Source organism: Leptotrichia wadei, from assembly GCF_007990445.1.
Taxonomy (GTDB): Bacteria; Fusobacteriota; Fusobacteriia; order Fusobacteriales; family Leptotrichiaceae; genus Leptotrichia; species Leptotrichia wadei_A.
Map to the genome: position 1 here is coordinate 1,832,193 of NZ_AP019841.1, position 16,882 is coordinate 1,849,074.

Genomic DNA, 16,882 nt, shown 5'->3' on the forward strand with positions numbered 1-16,882 from the left:
AAAGGAAAAATAAAAAATGTCAGAAAATTACGATTTTGAAACACTTTTAAGCAGAAAAGGACAAGGTTCATTTAAATGGGAAGCAATGTACAGAGAAGTTCCTAATTTATCAGATGATATTGTTCCGTTTTCTGTGGCGGATATGGAGTTAAAGATTGCTCCTGAGATAAGAGAAGGATTGAAAAAATATATTGATAAGGCGATTTTAGGTTATACTGGAGCGACTGACAAATATTATGAAGCGGTTATTTCGTGGATGAAGAGAAGACATAATTTTGAAGTGGAAAAAGATTGGATTGTTTGCACGGGTGGTGTAGTTGCGGCACTTTATACGAGTGTGAAGGCTTATTTACAAGAAGGTGAGGGTGTAATTATTTTTACGCCAGTGTATTATCCTTTTTATAATGCGATTAAATCTTCTAATAGAAAAATTGTCGATTGTGGATTGATTGAAACTGACGGATATTATGAAATTGATTTTGAGAAGTTTGAAGAGTTTGCAAAAGATGAGAATAATAAAATGTTGATTTTGTGTAGTCCGCATAATCCAGTTGGAAGAGTTTGGAAAAGGGAAGAGCTTGAAAAGATAGGGAAAATTGCATTGGAGAATAATTTAATAATTATTTCTGATGAGATTCATTGTGATATTTTGATGCCTGGATTTAAGCATACTGTTTTGCAGACTTTATCGGATGAATTGGCAGAGATAACAGTTACTTGTACTGCACCTACTAAAAGTTTTAATTTGGCTGGAATTGGAGTTTCGAATATTATTATTAAAAATAAGAAATTGAGAAAACAGTTTGAGGCTCAAATGACGAAAGATGGTTCACATGTATTTGCAGCACTTGGATTTAAGGCTTGTGAGTTGGCGTATAATGAAGCAGAAGAATGGTTTAATCAGTTTTTGAAATTAGTGGATAAAAATCAAAAATTAGTAAAACAATTTTTTGAAGAAAAGTTTATTGGATTTAAAGCTCCATTAATTGAAGGAACTTATTTACAATGGCTTGATTTTAGGGATTTAGGATTGAAAGATGAAGAGTTAAAGGCATTTATGACAAAAAAGGCAAATGCGTTTTTTAATGAAGGATACATTTTTGGAAAAGCTGGTTCTGGATTTGAGAGAATTAATTTGGCGGTGCCTACGAGATATATTGAGGCAGTTTTAGAGAGAATTTATAATGCTGTTAAGGAAAAATATCCTAGATTTTGCAAGTAAATTTTACCAGCTTATTTTAGACAAAATTTGAATAAAGTATTAAATAATACCAGGAATATTATATCCTATTAAAAAAATAGAAAGCATATTTTATTTATTTTCTGGCAAGGGATCAAGCTGCCTTGTTAAAGTAAAATTTATAATATTCCATTATTATAATGGAAAATGATACAAAATATTTATAATTTTTGTATTTATTTTAAAAATGGTTTTATTATGAAGTTAAATTAATTTTATATATTACTTTTTTATGAGAATTATGGTATAATATACGGGAAAAGTGAATTGCTCATAACAAAATTTTAGGACTTTAAAAGTGCGAGTTTTTTTACACTTTATCTAATAAAAATTTTGGAAAGGGATGGAAATATAAAAAATGAAAAAAGTGAGTAGCTTTTTTGATAATAAATTTAAATTTTTTGAAGAAAATAAGTATTGGAGGGGAAATTGTGAGAAAAAAAATAAATAAAATTATTAATTCTGGAAAAGAAAAGATAAAAAGAAAAAAAATAGAAATTGGAATGTTAGCTTTAATTAATACAGTCGTAGGATTTAATGTAAATGCAGAGCCATTAAACTTGCCTAAGGAATATTCTGAAAATATTACAGTAAAAGGGTATGAAAAAGATGTATTTGATTATGATTTTAACAATGATGGAACTGATGAAAAAGTTGTTGTGACTTATAATATGGTTGACAATTTAATTGGAGCCGTTGTTTCAATTTATACAAATCAAGGTGGAAAGGATATTTTGACATATCAGATAACTTTTGATAAAAAATTTGATATAATGGATCTTCAGGCTATGCAGAAAATGCTTGATAAAGTGAAGGAATATTATCCTGAATATTCTAAAAATATTCAGCCAAATGAAACTAGATATATTACAATTTATGGAGATAACAAAACAAATGACATTGTTTTTGATAAAATAAAATTTAATAACCATTCTCCTGAAAACACAAATAACTTTTTATTTATAAAAAAATCATCGAGTATGCTAGATGCTCCGAACGGAAGTGCAATAGCTAACTTGGGATTTAGCGAAAAACCTGAAATACTGTTTGATATGGTGTCAGATGCTCCAAATGCACAAACAAAATGGTATTATACTGAATTTACAAAAAGAATTACTACTAATGCAAGTAAAAAAGTTAATAAAGATAAAAATGGTAAAGTTATCGCAGAAAATCCAGCAACTATCAAAGGATTTATTGCAGGAGGAGAAGATAATGTTTCTAGAAGAGGCTTTTATTGGGACAAAATGATTAGTAAGATAGAAATTGTAAACGACTTTATTACTAAAGCCACAAAAGCTAATGAGCAATTGTATATTGTTACAGAGTATGCTCCTCTATCACGTGATAAGCCAAGTAAAAAGGATAAATTTGGAAATAAAAATAATCAAAGTATTATAGGTTATACAAATTCTAAGAAAGAAGGAGAAATAATTAATATCCCTGATCAGACAATTTTTAGAATAATCGGTGAAGAAAATAATATGTTAAAAATTGAAACACCATTCTATGGAGGACCTTATTTTATTGAGAAAAAGGAAGACACTTACAAAAAAATTGAAAATATAAAAGGTGAAGTAAATAAATTTGTTGCAATTGATCCAAGCAGCCAAACTGAAGTGCTTTTTCAAAGAAATCCTGAAACTGAAAAATATGAAGTTGTGACATATTCGTATGTAACAACAGGAAAAGATGGATGGGGTTCATATGAAACGCCACACGGAGCATTTTTAATAGCATTCACAAGACCATACATGACATTTACAAGACATGCAAGAGAAGGAGACAAAACTCTTCCTGGAAGATCTGATTTAACTATTGGAGGAAGTGCAAAATATGCTGTAAGATTCAGTGGTGGAGGTTATATGCACGGAATTCCTGTGGGACTTAATTTTAAAGGATCTACATTAAGCACGGGAACTGCTCAAAAAATTGGGACATACAAGGATTCTCATAAATGTGTACGGCACTTTGATGATCAAATTGGATTTATTGTCAAATGGATAAATGCAGACAGCAAAATTAAGGACAGGGATAATACAATACCTGAAGAACCTGTAATAGCAGTAGTTTTATAAAATAAGTTTTAAAATAAAAAGGAGGAACAGATTTATGACAAAAAAAATAAATTTAACAAAAATGAAATTTTTAATAGCGGCATTAGTAATACTTTCTGTAATGTCAATTAATGCTTTTTCAGCACCAAAGGCAAAGGAAATAAAGAAAGTTGAAACGAAAAAGATAGAACCAAAAAAAGCAGAATGGAAGCAAATTTCTTTAGAACCTGATTTAGATGGAGACGGAATTAAAGATAAGATTGATGTAGATTATGCAGTAGAAGGAAACAATGTCCGTTTAAAGTTTACACCGTATATATTTGGCGAAAAGGCTAAGTTTGTAAAAGGAAAAAGTGTAGAAAAAGTAATAAGCAAATCTGAATTTGAAGCAAAATTTGATACTTTTATAAAAGGATTTATATCAGAGTATCCTAAAAAATCAGGAATTTCTGCGAAACCAAATACACAGGCTCAGACTCAAGCACCAAATAACAAAAAACCAGCAGAAACTAAAGTTAATGAAGAAAATAAAAAACCTGCTGTACAAAATGATGCTTCAAAAAATGAAAAAAATATAAAAAATAATACTGAGCCTCAAAAAACAACCAATATGGAAAAGGCTCAAGATTCTATAATTGACAAAAATAAAAAAGAAGATGATATAAAGGGGAATGCAAAAACAGAAACACCTAAAAATACAAATCCTTCAAAAGGATCTCATTCCTACATAAAGGAATTTTCAGCCCAAAGACCTAAAAATCTTACTTTTAATTTTCAATATGATAAACATTCTCCAAAAGATATGGATGAATTTGTTTTCATAAAAACTGCAACAAGCATAAAAAAAGAGCCAAATTCAAGCTCTAAAACAATAAAATCTGCATCATATTCCCAAAAATATAAAACTACAGGTATTGTAGGAAACAAGTCGGATGAATGGTATGAAGTATTTTTTGACAATCAGATTGGATATATTCCAAAATCTGCTGCTGAAAAAAGAGAATTTGACTGGAATGACATGATGAATAAAGTTGAAAAAACAAATAAATTCATAAATGAAGCGCTTTCAGCAAATAAAAAATTATATGTTTTGGATGACTATACTCCTCTTGGCGGCGGAGAAAATGGAAAGCGAGATAAATTTGGAAATCGTGCTAACCAAAGCGAATTTGGATATTTAGATAAAACTTTTAAAGATTATATAAATATTCCAGATAGAACCATTATGGTTGTTGATGAACAAAATGACAAATATATAAAAGTTAAAATAGATGCCTATGATAACGGTATTTATTATTTAAAGCCTTCTACAGGCAAGTATTTGAAAGATGCTGGAATTACAGGGGAAATAACTAGATTTATCTATGTTGACAGAGCCAGCCAGAATGAAATGGTTATTGAAAAAACTGGAGATAACTGGAATGTTGTAACTTCTTCATTTGTAACTACTGGAAAAGATAGCGGAAGCTCATTTGCCACTCCTTATGGGACATTCTTAATCGCCTATTCTAAACCAGTAATGCAATACACAGGTTCAGACAATAAAACTGTCGTTGGAGATGCAAAAAATGCAGTAAGATTTAGTGGTGGAGGTTATATGCACAGCATCCCATCATTATTTGAACCAAAAAATACAAGAGAACAAAGAAAAGCTGCAACAGCTAAAAAAATTGGAACTTATCCAGAATCACACAAATGCATAAGACATTATGATGATCAAATTAAATTTATCTATGACTGGTTAGGAAATTCTACACCAGGACATAAGGAAGGTTTCAGAGTTCCTAGTGTACCTACTGTAATGTTAGTTAAATAAAAATCTTATTAAGCCCTAAATGTTTTGGGGCTTATTTTTTTTATTTCTATTTAAATAGAAAAATAGTTATGAATTTCTTTATAACCCTTGTTAGCAAGCATACAATAATAAAAAATAAAACACCCTAAATTTAGAGTGCTTTATTATTTATTATCTTTCAAAATTAATTGCATTAAACAATTATTTTTTAATCCAAGGCATAAGTTTTCTTAATTCTGCTCCAACTTTTTCTACGCCGTGATTAGCAAATTCTTGTCTTTTTTCTTTTAAGAATGGTTGTCCTGCTTTGTAGTCCGCTAAGAAGTCATTGGCAAATTTTCCTGATTGAATATCTTTTAAAACACCTCTCATAGCTTCTTTAGTTTCAGGCGTAATAATTTTTGGTCCAGTTAAGTAGTCTCCGTATTCAGCTGTATTTGAAATTGAATTTCTCATTGTTGCAAGTCCACCTTCGTAAATTAAGTCTACGATAAGTTTCATTTCGTGAATACATTCAAAGTAAGCATTTACTGGGTCATATCCAGCTTCTGTCAATACTTCAAATCCAACTTTCATAAGTTCTACAACTCCACCACATAATACTACTTGTTCTCCGAATAAGTCAGTTTCTGTTTCTTGTCTGAATGTAGTTTCAAGAATTCCACTTCTTCCTCCACCAATTGCTGATGCCCAAGCTTTAGCAACTTCCATAGCATCTCCTGCTGGATCTTTTTCTACTGCTACTAAACAAGGTACTCCACTTCCTTCTTGGAAAGTTCTTCTTACTAAGTGTCCAGGTCCTTTAGGTGCAACCATGAATACACTTATATCTTCTCTTGGAACTATTTTTTTGAAGTGAATGTTAAATCCGTGTCCGAATGCAATATATGCTCCTTCTTTTAAGTTTGGTGCGATGTCTTTTGCATAAACTTCTGCTTGTAATTCATCTGGAATTAAGATCATAACTATATCTGCACCTTTTACAGCATCTGCAGTTTCTTTAACTGTAAATCCAGCTTCTGTAGCTGCATCCCAAGATTTAGAACCTTTTCTAAGTCCAACAGTTACATCAAATCCACCTTCTTTTAAGTTTAATGAATGAGCATGTCCTTGAGATCCATACCCTAAAACTGTAATTTTTTTACCTTCCAATTTACTTAAATCGCAATCAGCGTCATAATAAACTGTTGTTCCTAAAATGTTTCCTGCCATTTTTATAATCCTCCTAAATTTTGTATGTATATATTATACACTTTTTAAAAATATTTGCAAATATTTTTTTTTAGGTATTAATATATTTTATATATTTTTAATTTTTTTATCCTTTTTATGTAACAATTTATGTTCTTCACTATTCATGTAGTCTTCATGATTATGCTCGTGTCTTTCTTCTGATATAAAATGACTATGACCATGCTCATGAGTAATAACATGTGTATGTGTTGTCCCATCATGTGTATGAACTATTATGTGTGAATGGCTATGACTATGATATTTAACCATTGTATCATATACAACAAATGCACTTCCAATTAACATAAAAATAAGTCCAACAAAGTACAGCAAAGTAAGTTTTTCTCCATTTACTACAAACGCTAAGAAAGTACCTACAAATGGAGCTACAGCATAATATGCACTAGTTTTTGCAGCACCTAAATCCCTTTGTGCTCTGATATACATAAAAATACTAAGTCCATATGCTACAAATCCAAGTAACAAAGCAATTGATATATATCTAATTTCAGGAATACTTTCTCCTAAAATAAGAGCAACTATAAACGAACCACCACCAGAAAAAAATCCTTTTAAAGTAACAATTTCATAAGTACTTTTATCTGAAAGTTTTCTAGTACAATTATTTTCAAGTCCCCAACAACAAGTTGCTAATATTACAAATAATGAACCTAAAGAAAATTTGAAACTTTCAGCTCCTTCAAATGAAAGAACTATACTTGATATTGTAATAAAACCAATAGCAATCCATAACTTTGATGTTACTTTTTCCTTAAATACTAGAAGAGCAATAAGAGTTGTTGCTACAATTTCAAAATTACCAAGCAATGAAGCATTTGAAGCTGAACCAATATTTATACCAATCATCAGGAATATAGGTGCCGCAATATCAAGAACAATCATTCCAATAGTATCTGGAAGATCTGACTTAGTTAATTTTTCATGCTTTTCCTCATCTTTTCTATGAAATAAGTACATAATACCTACACCAATTCCTGCTCCCAGATATAGAAAAGATGCCATAAATGTAGGCGAAATCTTATTCAAAAGTATTTTAGAAAATGGTGTATTTATTGCATAAAAAATAGCTGCGAGTAATGCTAAAATTACTGCCATAAATTTTCTGCTTTTATCCATCTAAATAAATCAACTCCTTCTAAGTGATTACTGAATTTACTTCACAATCAACCAAGGTCTATCATTTTCCCAAACAACTTTTACTGGCATCTCAAACATTTCCGATAAAACTTCATCTGTCAAAATGTCTTTTTTTCTACCTTTTGCAAAAACTTTACCATCCTTTAAAAGTGTCACATGAGTTATCGCTGGAATCACTTCCTCGATTTGATGTGTCACATAAATAAATGGAATCGCATTTTCATTTTTAGAATTTTTTTCCAAAACAGACAATAAATATTCTCGAGATTTTACATCCAATCCTGAACAAGGTTCGTCTAAAATCAATAAATCTGGCTCATTCATAAATGCCCGTGCAAGTAATGTCCGTCTTTGCTCACCTTGTGACAATGTTGCAAAATATTTATCTTTAATATAAGTTATCCCAAAATCTTCAATTATTTTTTCAGCTTTTTTCCTATCTTCATCCGTCACTTCCTGATAAATTCCAATCGAATTAAATTTCCCAGAAATTACAATATCCTTCAATTTTTGTGAATTTAAAGTACTCAAAAAATTATTCAAAGTAGAACTCACAAAACCAACTCTATCTCGAATTTTTGTCCAAGCATAATTTCCAAATTTATGCCCGAAAACTCGCACTTCTCCTGAAGTTGGAAAAGTGTAGGCTGGAATCATTCCCAAAAGAGTCGATTTCCCAGAACCATTTAATCCTAACAAAGCCCAGTTTTCGCCTTTATTTACGTGCCAGTCGATTCCTTTCAGGATTTTTCTGCCTTCACGTCTGAAAGTTACATTTTCATAATGAAGCAATTCGTTTTTTGCATTATTTTCCCAAAATACCTGACAAATCATAGTTATTCTCCTTCTTCATTTATTTTTAATCACTTATAAAAATTTATGAACCTACAGTAATGTAGCCTTTCTTTCATAATTATTTTTTAATTTTTCTGTTTTTGGATATAATCTCAAATTTTATAAATATTTCCTATAACATTAAGTAATCAATCTAAATATTATCATAAAATTCTTTTTGAGATACAAATTTTTTTAAATTATCATCACTAATTTCAATTATCCCTTTATTTCCTTTATATTCATCAATAAAAATAAATATTATTTCTCCTTTTTTACTTATTTCAACATTAATTTTACCATGTGCCAAAGAATTTCTAAATTTTTCTAAGACATATTCTTTTGTTTTTTTATTATACTCATCCTTTAAGTATCTTAATGCTTCTTTAAATGTGCCTTTTTCAGTTTTAACTCCCGTTGTTAAAACTCTACAAAAATCACAATAAGTATTTATTTTAAATCCATCTATATTTATATTTTTTACTTTTATTTGATTATTTAAGCATTTAGATTCTTCTATATAATTTAGAATATTTACACTTTTTAAATATAAAAACATTAATTTAAATATAAAAGGCGAGACCTCGTCTTCTTTTAATTCATTCAATCTTTCAAGATACCCTTCATCTTTTGTTTTTAAATACTCTATTATAGATTCATTTAATATTGACATATGAAATATACAGTTAGATAGTTCTGTTTCTATATCCAAGCAAAATTTCAAAGTGTATAATAAATCTTTATTTTCAACAATTTTATATTTTTTACATATTTTTTTTATTGTATTTTCCTTATATAAACTTGTTATATATTCTTTTTCTTTTTTAAATTTATCACTATTGCTATCAATGTATTTCTCAAATTCATCATCTTTACCATTTTGCTTTTCAAATAATTCTTGCATAGTACTATTTATATCTTTTATACCTATACCGTCAGATTCTATGTATTCTGTTTTGAGAGTTGCACTTAAAAATATTTTTTTCTCATCAATTACTTTACTTATCTTGTATGGTAGTCCCCTATTTATGTTATTTGAAAACAAAGTATTTACAAAATCATGAAAAATTTCTTCCAATACAACCCCTTCTATTTTAAGCTTACCTCCGTCAATATTTTTAATAGAAAGTGTTTTCATTATTTTTACATTATTATCATAATTACCTTCATATTGCATATGTGCTATTGAATTTCTTATATTCTCTAATTTTGATCTTATTTCTTTATCATTATTCCCTTTTGTTAAATATATAAACTTGTGAGTATCTTTTTTGAAATTATTTACTAATTCCTTAACATCAGCGTCATTAGAAGATGTTGAGTTAAGATATTGTAAATATTTATTAAAGATGAAGTCTTTATATTTTTTTCTTTCATTTTTCAGTATACTATTAGACAAATTTCCAGAAAATATTTCTTTGTATTCTTTAGCCAACTGAATTATCAAGTTATTATTTTCAGTTTTTTCATTATTAAATAATAGCATACAACCATCTATAAAAACTCTAAAATATGCTAAACTCTCGACATCTTCATTTTTAAAATATCCTTCTCTTAACTTTTGTTTCAAATATTCTATATCTATTTTTTCTTCATATAACTTTTCATATCTATCTATTACTTCTCTATTATTTTTTATATAAGATTTTTTTAACATTCAAATCATCCTTTTCTATTCAATACATTTTTATAAATATCCTCTACCAAACCTATATAATCTTTTTTTGATAAAATTTTTTGTGTCAATTCCAAAGGACAAGTACAATTAATATTTATATCCATTAAAATCCTCACTAAATCCTATTCACAATCTCAGTTCCCATTTCAGCCGTTCCAACTTTTTTCATTCCATCAGTATAAATATCAACTGTTCTGAATCCATCTTCCAACACTTCTTCAATTGCTTTTTCAATTGCATCTGCTTCTTTTGTTAAGTTAAATGCGTATCTTAACATCATTGCTGCTGATAAAATTGTTGCAATTGGATTTGCTATATTTTGTCCTGCAATGTCTGGTGCTGAACCGTGGCTTGGCTCATAAAGTCCAACTTTTCCGTCTCCTAAACTTGCTGATGGCAACATTCCTAAAGAACCTGTAAGCATTGAAGCTTCATCTGATAAAATATCTCCAAACATATTGTCTGTCAAAATTACATCAAATTGTCTTGGATTTGCAATTAATTGCATTGCAGCGTTATCCACATACATGTGTGAAACTTCCACTTCTGGATAATCTTTTGCAAGTTCATTTACTGTTTTTCTCCATAATTTTGAAGTATCTAAAACATTGTGTTTATCCACACTTGTAATTTTTTTCCCTCTTAATTTTGCAATTTCAAATGCTTTTTTTGCGATTCTTTCAATTTCCCCTTTTGTATATGGCAATGTGTCGACAGCTTTTTCATCAGAATATTCTCTAGGACCGAAATAAATTCCTCCTGTAAGCTCTCTAACTATCATTACATCTAGCCCTTCTCCAATTATTTCATCCTTCAATGGACTAGCACTTTTTAATTGTTTAAACAAAACCGCTGGTCTTAAATTTGTGTAAACTCCCAAGTCTTTTCTTATCGCAAGAAGTCCTTTTTCAGGTCTTTTATCAGGCTCAACATTATCCCATTTAGGCCCTCCAACTGATCCCAACAAAATCGAATCACTTTCTTTACAAATTTTCGCAGTTTCTTCAGAATAAGGAATCCCATATTTATCAATAGATTCTCCTCCCAAATACCCTTGCGTATACTCAAATTTATGTCCAAATTTTTCTCCAATTTTATCCAAAACTTTTACCGCTTCATCAACGATTTCTGGACCAATTCCGTCCCCTTTTAATAATGCAATTTTGTAGTTCATTTTTTTTACTTCCTTTCTTAGTTCGTTCATTTAAACTTTTTTATATTTTTTTTTAATTTTTTTTCAAAATTTTCTGTCTATTTTTTTCAAATTCTGAAATAAACTTCGGTTTAATTTCTTTATATTCCCCTTTGTACTTTAAATTTCCTTTCTCGTCATAAAATTCCCAAATTCCATCAGCTTCTGAATTTTTAAGAGTTCCTTTCAAAAGAGGTTTTCCATTTTCATAAAAATAATTAATTTCTCCATTATGTTTATCGTTCAAAAAATTACTTGTCATATAAATTTTCCCACTAGGATAATAAATCACAAATTTCCCTTCTGTTTTATTATTTACATAAGTTCCAACTGACTGTAATTTTCCAGACATATAATACTGTTTTTCTTCACCTTCTTTTCTTCCTTGAATATAATTTGAAACCGTATCTGCTTGTCCGTTTTCAAAATATTCTGTTACAACTCCGTCAAAAAGCCCATTTTTATAATTTACTTCTACAATTTTTCCACCATCATTATTAAAAAACTCCCAAACCCCATCTTTTTTATCATCTTTATAATTACCTTTTGCAAGCAAATTTCCATTTTGATAATAAAATTTCGCTTCCCCTTCTCTTTTTCCATTCAAATAATGTACTTCTAATTGTTTTTCGCCACTTTTATACGGTCTATTAAAAGTATATTTTGCTATTCCTACTTTATATGCTGTTTTAGAACCGCTTACTGCCGATTTCTCAAATGACAAATCATCCATTGCTTTTCCTAATTCTTTAATATCATTTATATCTGCAAAAACTAATTGCACTGCTAACATCATTATCAAAAATATAAATTTTTTTAACATTTATTACCTGCCTTTCTTTATTTCAACTGTATTTATATTTTATAAAAATTACTCATCATCCAATTGATTTTTTAGCTCATTAAGCAAACTTAAATCAAAATTTTTTTTAACTACATTTTTTACAATAATTTCAACTTTTCTATTATTATATCTTTCTGCTATTGTATCATTACTATCCACCGGATTTTCTGACCCTTTTCCCAAAACCTTTACAATTCGCATTTCATCTTTCAATCCACTTTCACGAAATAACTCTGCAAGTCTTTTAGCCCTTTCAAATGATAATTTTTTATTTTCTATATTATCATTATATCCAATAAATTCTAAATCTGCACTTTCATAAAGTTTATTCCAAATTTTTCTAACAATGCCTTTCATTCTATTTCGTTCATACTCATTTAAATCTTTACCATTTTCTTTAAATCCTCTAATTGCAATTTTTATCTCACCTTTAGCATCTTCCATTGGAATATCCCAAGCCAAATCGTCCATAACCATCGGATCACTCATAAGTGGAAATTTTTCCAAAATCTTCAAATTTTTTTCAGCTTTTTTAGAACCATTTCGAATTGCCATTTTATAATACATTTCAGCTTGTTCAATTTGGTCATTTTTAGCATAAAAATTTGCTAAATTATTCATTGCTTTTACATCGCCATTTTCAATTTTTTCTTCAAATTCTTTAATTTTTTTATAATATCCTTGAAAATCAAAATCTGCCATTGAATATCCAAAGATGTTTCTTTTTAAACCGTTAAATTTTTTGATATTTCCATCTTGAGAAAATAAATTTATCAAAAGTAATAACTGACAAAATAAAATAATTTTTTTCATCAAATTCCTCCAACTCAAAACAAATCCGAATGTGTCCCAGTTCTCGACAATGTCAAAACCAAGATATTTTTTTCAATTTTATAAATTAAGAGCCAATCAGGTTGAATATGACATTCTCTAAATCCTTTATAATCACCAGTAAGATAATGATCTCTATATTTTTCAGGCAAAATTTCACTATCAGATAATTTATTAATAATCTTTGCTAATAACTTCAAATCATATTTTCTTTTCTTTAGTTTTTTCAAGTCCTTATCAAACCTTTTGGTCGTCTTTATTGTCAATTTCATCCACTAAACCCCTAAATCCTCAAATAATTCTTCAGCACTATTATACCCTTTTTTTTCAATTTTACCACTCAAAATATCTTCAGTTTCCTGCATTGCCTTTAAAGTTTCTTTATTTGGTGTTTTCTCATTATTTTCTAAATCTTCCGTCAACTCATCTATGCTATCAAAAGTTTTGCTTAATCCAACACCTTTTTCAACTTCATCCAAAACCTTTCTAGTTTCTCTATTCGGCACTTTCAACTCAAACGGAATCCCTTGCTCCAAAATACACTTCTTCAAAAATAAATTCATCGCTGTACTCATATTAAGCCCTATTTTCTTAAACAAAGTTTCCGCTTCCTTTTTCACATTTTCATCAACTCTCACTGTTACTGTAGCCATTTTTACCACTCCTTTGTAATACTTTTGTTATACAATGTAATTATATTACTAAATGGTATAAAAATCAATTTTTTTATTAAAAATTTATCCTGCAAAATCTCCACCTGAAAATTCTCCATTTATATTTCCATATACAAACATTATATGTCCGCTAAATATTAATTCATCTATATCAAACAACGAAACATTGAAATTGCCATCTTCATTTAATGTTATAGAATTTACATAAATCAATTTTTTAAATGCTTCTAGCGACAATTTTTCATCATTTACCATTTTTTCAGCTTCTTTTTTTCCAACTATTTCAGCTAAATCTTCAATTAAACCAGGCATATCTTCATCTTCATAATCTGCCGACGGCTCCCACCAATACTGAGCATCTTCAAGAATATATTCTCCTGCCGCATCTTTTATCTTTTTATCCCACTCTTCAGCATTCTCAACCAATGTTTTCAAATTTTCCAATTTTTCTTTAATTTCATCAATTTCTTTCTCAAAATCGTAATATTCTAAATCTACTTCAATTTTTTTACCATTCCAAAAAACTTTGAATCGTCTATTTTCTTTTGGATTTTTTTTAATTTCCTCCATTATTTCCTTAACATTTATCTCTTTTAAAATTTTATTTTTCAAATTTAAATTCTCCTTCTTGTTAGATTTTATATTTTTTATTCAAAATTTTTCCATTTTAAATTATTAAATAAAATCTCTACTCTTCTGTTACTATATTTCCCTTGATCTGTCTCATTTAAATCAACTGGATCCTCTTCTCCTTTACCACTTATTTTTCCAATTGAAATAGCATCTTTTAAACCAAATTCTCTAAACAATCTAGCAATATTTCTAGCTCTTATCAATGATAATTTTTGATTATATTTTTTTGTCCCAGTTGAATCAGTATACCCTACGAAATCTACAGTTCCACTTTCTCCAAATTTATTTAAAATATTTACAATTTCTTTAAGATCAAATATCTGATACTCAGTTATTATTCTCCCATCAACTTTAAAACCTCTTATCACACACTTTTTCTCCTCTCTATTGCAAGGTACTACTAATGTTGTTGAAAAAGAGATATTCACAATTGTAAATATACAAAATAAAATAATTTTTTTCATCAAATTCCTCCAATTTAAAACAAATCCGAGTGTGTCCCCGTTCTCAACAATGTCAAAACCAAAATATCTTTTTCAATTTTATAAATTAAGAACTAATCAGGTTGAATATGACATTCCCTAAATTTTTTGTAATACTTTTGCTATACAATGTAATTGTATTACTAAAATAGCGTAAAAATCAATATTTTTATTAAAAATTTATCCTGCCATATCTCCACCATAAAATTCTCCATTTATATTTCCATCAATAAATAAAATATGACCTCCAAACATTATATAATCTATATCAAATAATCCAACATTAAAACAATCATTATTATCCATCGTAATTGAACTTACATAAAGTAAATTTTTAAATGCTTCTCTTGTAAAATTTCCATTTCTCAAATTATCAGCTTCTTCTTTCCCAATATATTTTTCTATATCATTAATTAAATTTGGTATATCTTCTTCTTCAAAATCTGACCTAGGCCAATTATCATCTTCTATTATTTCAAATAAATCTTCTCCCGCTGCATCTTTTATTTTCTTATCCCATTCTTTCGCATTTTCAACCAATATTTTCAAATTCTCCAATTTTTCTCGAACTTCATCAACTTCTTTTTCAAAATCATAATAATCCAAGTATACTTCAATTTCCTCACCATTCCACAAAACTTTGAATTCGCTATTTTCTTCTGGATTTTTTTTAATTTCCTCCATTATTTCCTCAACATTTATCTCTTTTAAAATTTTATTTTTCAAATTTAAATTCTCCTTCTTTTCATATTATTTATTTTTTTATTCAAAAAATTAATTCTTTAAAAAAAATGTGTCTAAAAACTCAAAATATTTAATTCAACAAATTTTACAAAAATTACATTTTCTTTTTTTTTAATTTTTCTATTATTTTACAGTTCTCAAATACATAACCGCCTCAAAGCTAAACTCAAAAATTATGACTATTTTACTCAAAACCTAAAGTTATATAATTTTTAATAGTTCTATTTTAATTGAGTTAAAGTATATTTTCTAATAAATATGTTCGGTAACCTTAGTTTTTTATCTACACAAGGGGTCAAGACCCCTTGCTTCAGAATATTTATTTTATTAGATTCTAATGTATAATTATCGAACAGGTCTAATCATTAATATTTTTTTGAGATCATATTTTTTCGTTAATTTAAAAAATATCATCGGAACATCAATTTTTTCTTCCTTATAATTTTTATAATGAAAATCAGAATTTGAATCTGAAACAGCATAATCTAATTCCTTAACACATTCAGCATCAGAAATAGTATACAAAATTTCATATGCTTTAGGTGTAGTTTTAAAATTACAGTAGTCACCTTTTTGCGAAATTCCCTTAATTCCAATTCCAAATGCAGCCATTGACAATAAAAGAGTAGGTCTTTATAAAGAATGTTTTTTTAAATTTATATTTTAATTTTTCAACAAACAACTTCTTTCTCAGCAACATCATTAACATAACTAACCTTCTTAGTCAATTTCCCATCCTCATCATAGAATTTCCAAATTCCCTCTTTTTTTCCAGATTTATAATTTCCAATTGCCGCTAATTTGTGATTCTTCTTATAATAAAGTTTTGTCAATCCTTCTCTTCTTGATACAAAAAAACTACTAGTATCTGCATAACCTATTTTAAATTTTTCACGAAGAATTGAAGAAAACTCGTCATTTAATTCTAAGTCAGTGACAAATTCAAAAAGATCATCAAAACTTGCAGCAAAAAATCCCTTATCAATATTCCCTTTTAACCAAATCCAGTTATCCCCCACAACTGTATAATCATCAGCTACTTCAAAATAAAAATTTCCTTCATTTGTTATCTGAATATTATCAACAAAAATATAATTTCTATACTTATCCAATGGAAATACTTTTGTTTTCCATATTCTTTCTGCTTCTTCTTTTGTAAAATCGTCTTTTAAAATTTCAAATAACATATCATAGCAAGTTGGATACTCTGGAAATACTCCATCATCAAAAAAATCATCATTCAGCACATCATAAAAATACTTAACCATCGTATCTTTCACTTTTTTATTCCATTCATCCTGATTAAGATACAATTCTTCCAAAATTTTAAGCATTTTTTCTTTTTCAAGTTCAACATTATCACATTCTTTATAAATCGTAAGTCTTACTAATGTTTCTTTACCTTTCCAAATAATTTTTCCGTCCCACTCTTTAAAATTTCCCATATATGTATTTTCAACAAAATCCTGAATTTCCATATCTGATTT

The 16,882-nt window shown here is 28.3% G+C and carries 16 protein-coding genes and 2 pseudogenes; 3 read left to right on the forward strand and 15 right to left on the reverse strand.

What is annotated here, in order from left to right:
• The first annotated feature begins 16 nt into the window (after positions 1 to 16).
• From FVE74_RS08635 to FVE74_RS08645, 3 genes are all read left to right on the forward strand, one after another.
• The gene (locus tag FVE74_RS08635; protein WP_147004163.1) at positions 17 to 1,222 is read left to right on the forward strand and encodes a MalY/PatB family protein; all 1,206 of its coding nucleotides are present in this window, start codon (positions 17 to 19) and stop codon (positions 1,220 to 1,222) included.
• 449 nt (positions 1,223 to 1,671) lie between these two features.
• The gene (locus FVE74_RS08640) at positions 1,672 to 3,318 is read left to right on the forward strand and encodes a L,D-transpeptidase (protein WP_147004164.1); all 1,647 of its coding nucleotides are present in this window, start codon (positions 1,672 to 1,674) and stop codon (positions 3,316 to 3,318) included.
• Between the two features lie 34 nt (positions 3,319 to 3,352).
• On the forward strand, positions 3,353 to 5,113 hold the full coding sequence (locus tag FVE74_RS08645; protein ID WP_147004165.1) for a L,D-transpeptidase family protein: 1,761 nt from the start codon (positions 3,353 to 3,355) through the stop codon (positions 5,111 to 5,113).
• 180 nt (positions 5,114 to 5,293) lie between these two features.
• Here FVE74_RS08645 and ilvC read toward each other — a convergent pair whose 3' ends face one another.
• The 15 genes and pseudogenes from ilvC to FVE74_RS08720 all read right to left on the reverse strand — a co-directional run bounded on the left by ilvC (position 5,294) and on the right by FVE74_RS08720 (position 16,873).
• On the reverse strand, positions 5,294 to 6,304 hold the full coding sequence (gene ilvC, locus FVE74_RS08650) for a ketol-acid reductoisomerase (protein WP_147004166.1): 1,011 nt from the start codon (positions 6,302 to 6,304) through the stop codon (positions 5,294 to 5,296).
• 87 nt (positions 6,305 to 6,391) lie between these two features.
• Entirely contained in the window at positions 6,392 to 7,462 is a 1,071-nt protein-coding gene (locus FVE74_RS08655) for a DMT family transporter (RefSeq protein ID WP_147004167.1), read from the reverse strand.
• Between the two features lie 36 nt (positions 7,463 to 7,498).
• On the reverse strand, positions 7,499 to 8,317 hold the full coding sequence (locus FVE74_RS08660) for an ABC transporter ATP-binding protein (protein WP_147004168.1): 819 nt from the start codon (positions 8,315 to 8,317) through the stop codon (positions 7,499 to 7,501).
• Positions 8,318 to 8,471: 154 nt separating this feature from the next.
• Positions 8,472 to 9,974 carry a hypothetical protein gene (locus FVE74_RS08665; RefSeq protein ID WP_147004169.1) on the reverse strand — a complete coding sequence of 501 codons (1,503 nt, stop codon included), beginning with the start codon at positions 9,972 to 9,974 and terminating at the stop codon, positions 8,472 to 8,474.
• A gap of 136 nt (positions 9,975 to 10,110) precedes the next feature.
• Positions 10,111 to 11,169, reverse strand: a complete 1,059-nt coding sequence (gene leuB, locus FVE74_RS08670; protein ID WP_147004170.1) for a 3-isopropylmalate dehydrogenase — start codon at positions 11,167 to 11,169, stop codon at positions 10,111 to 10,113.
• A 52-nt stretch (positions 11,170 to 11,221) separates the two neighbouring features.
• Complete coding sequence (locus FVE74_RS08675; RefSeq protein ID WP_147004171.1) at positions 11,222 to 12,010, reverse strand: toxin-antitoxin system YwqK family antitoxin; 789 nt, start codon at positions 12,008 to 12,010, stop codon at positions 11,222 to 11,224.
• 48 nt (positions 12,011 to 12,058) lie between these two features.
• Positions 12,059 to 12,844 (reverse strand): OmpA family protein, encoded by a 786-nt coding sequence (locus FVE74_RS08680; protein ID WP_147004172.1) that lies wholly within the window; start codon positions 12,842 to 12,844, stop codon positions 12,059 to 12,061.
• Positions 12,845 to 12,858: 14 nt separating this feature from the next.
• The gene (locus FVE74_RS08685; protein WP_147004173.1) at positions 12,859 to 13,134 is read right to left on the reverse strand and encodes a type II toxin-antitoxin system YafQ family toxin; all 276 of its coding nucleotides are present in this window, start codon (positions 13,132 to 13,134) and stop codon (positions 12,859 to 12,861) included.
• A 135-nt stretch (positions 13,135 to 13,269) separates the two neighbouring features.
• Positions 13,270 to 13,515, reverse strand: a pseudogene (locus FVE74_RS08690) (type II toxin-antitoxin system RelB/DinJ family antitoxin); the annotation flags it as partial.
• Positions 13,516 to 13,599: 84 nt separating this feature from the next.
• Positions 13,600 to 14,148, reverse strand: coding sequence for a DUF2262 domain-containing protein (locus tag FVE74_RS08695; protein ID WP_147004175.1), 549 nt, complete (start codon positions 14,146 to 14,148; stop codon positions 13,600 to 13,602).
• Between the two features lie 35 nt (positions 14,149 to 14,183).
• Positions 14,184 to 14,633 (reverse strand): OmpA family protein, encoded by a 450-nt coding sequence (locus FVE74_RS08700; RefSeq protein ID WP_147004176.1) that lies wholly within the window; start codon positions 14,631 to 14,633, stop codon positions 14,184 to 14,186.
• A gap of 14 nt (positions 14,634 to 14,647) precedes the next feature.
• Positions 14,648 to 14,752, reverse strand: a pseudogene (locus tag FVE74_RS11985) (type II toxin-antitoxin system mRNA interferase toxin, RelE/StbE family); the annotation flags it as partial.
• Between the two features lie 79 nt (positions 14,753 to 14,831).
• A complete protein-coding gene (locus tag FVE74_RS08710) occupies positions 14,832 to 15,377 on the reverse strand; it encodes a DUF2262 domain-containing protein (RefSeq protein ID WP_147004177.1) in 546 nt (181 codons plus the stop codon).
• Positions 15,378 to 15,740: 363 nt separating this feature from the next.
• Positions 15,741 to 16,013, reverse strand: a complete 273-nt coding sequence (locus tag FVE74_RS08715) for a hypothetical protein (protein ID WP_147004178.1) — start codon at positions 16,011 to 16,013, stop codon at positions 15,741 to 15,743.
• Positions 16,014 to 16,066: 53 nt separating this feature from the next.
• On the reverse strand, positions 16,067 to 16,873 hold the full coding sequence (locus FVE74_RS08720) for a DUF2262 domain-containing protein (protein WP_147004179.1): 807 nt from the start codon (positions 16,871 to 16,873) through the stop codon (positions 16,067 to 16,069).
• Positions 16,874 to 16,882 lie beyond the last annotated feature (9 nt).

What these genes read in the sequence shown, in the direction of transcription:
- leuB (WP_147004170.1), bottom strand. Translation starts at nt 11,169, where the DNA reads ATGAACTACAAAATTGCATTATTAAAAGGGGACGGAATTGGTCCAGAA.
- ilvC (WP_147004166.1), bottom strand. Translation starts at nt 6,304, where the DNA reads ATGGCAGGAAACATTTTAGGAACAACAGTTTATTATGACGCTGATTGC.
- FVE74_RS08635 (WP_147004163.1), top strand. Translation starts at nt 17, where the DNA reads ATGTCAGAAAATTACGATTTTGAAACACTTTTAAGCAGAAAAGGACAA.
- FVE74_RS08685 (WP_147004173.1), bottom strand. Translation starts at nt 13,134, where the DNA reads ATGAAATTGACAATAAAGACGACCAAAAGGTTTGATAAGGACTTGAAA.
- FVE74_RS08645 (WP_147004165.1), top strand. Translation starts at nt 3,353, where the DNA reads ATGACAAAAAAAATAAATTTAACAAAAATGAAATTTTTAATAGCGGCA.
- FVE74_RS08660 (WP_147004168.1), bottom strand. Translation starts at nt 8,317, where the DNA reads ATGATTTGTCAGGTATTTTGGGAAAATAATGCAAAAAACGAATTGCTT.
- FVE74_RS08665 (WP_147004169.1), bottom strand. Translation starts at nt 9,974, where the DNA reads ATGTTAAAAAAATCTTATATAAAAAATAATAGAGAAGTAATAGATAGA.
- FVE74_RS08655 (WP_147004167.1), bottom strand. Translation starts at nt 7,462, where the DNA reads ATGGATAAAAGCAGAAAATTTATGGCAGTAATTTTAGCATTACTCGCA.
- FVE74_RS08675 (WP_147004171.1), bottom strand. Translation starts at nt 12,010, where the DNA reads ATGTTAAAAAAATTTATATTTTTGATAATGATGTTAGCAGTGCAATTA.
- FVE74_RS08700 (WP_147004176.1), bottom strand. Translation starts at nt 14,633, where the DNA reads ATGAAAAAAATTATTTTATTTTGTATATTTACAATTGTGAATATCTCT.
- FVE74_RS08680 (WP_147004172.1), bottom strand. Translation starts at nt 12,844, where the DNA reads ATGAAAAAAATTATTTTATTTTGTCAGTTATTACTTTTGATAAATTTA.
- FVE74_RS08720 (WP_147004179.1), bottom strand. Translation starts at nt 16,873, where the DNA reads ATGGAAATTCAGGATTTTGTTGAAAATACATATATGGGAAATTTTAAA.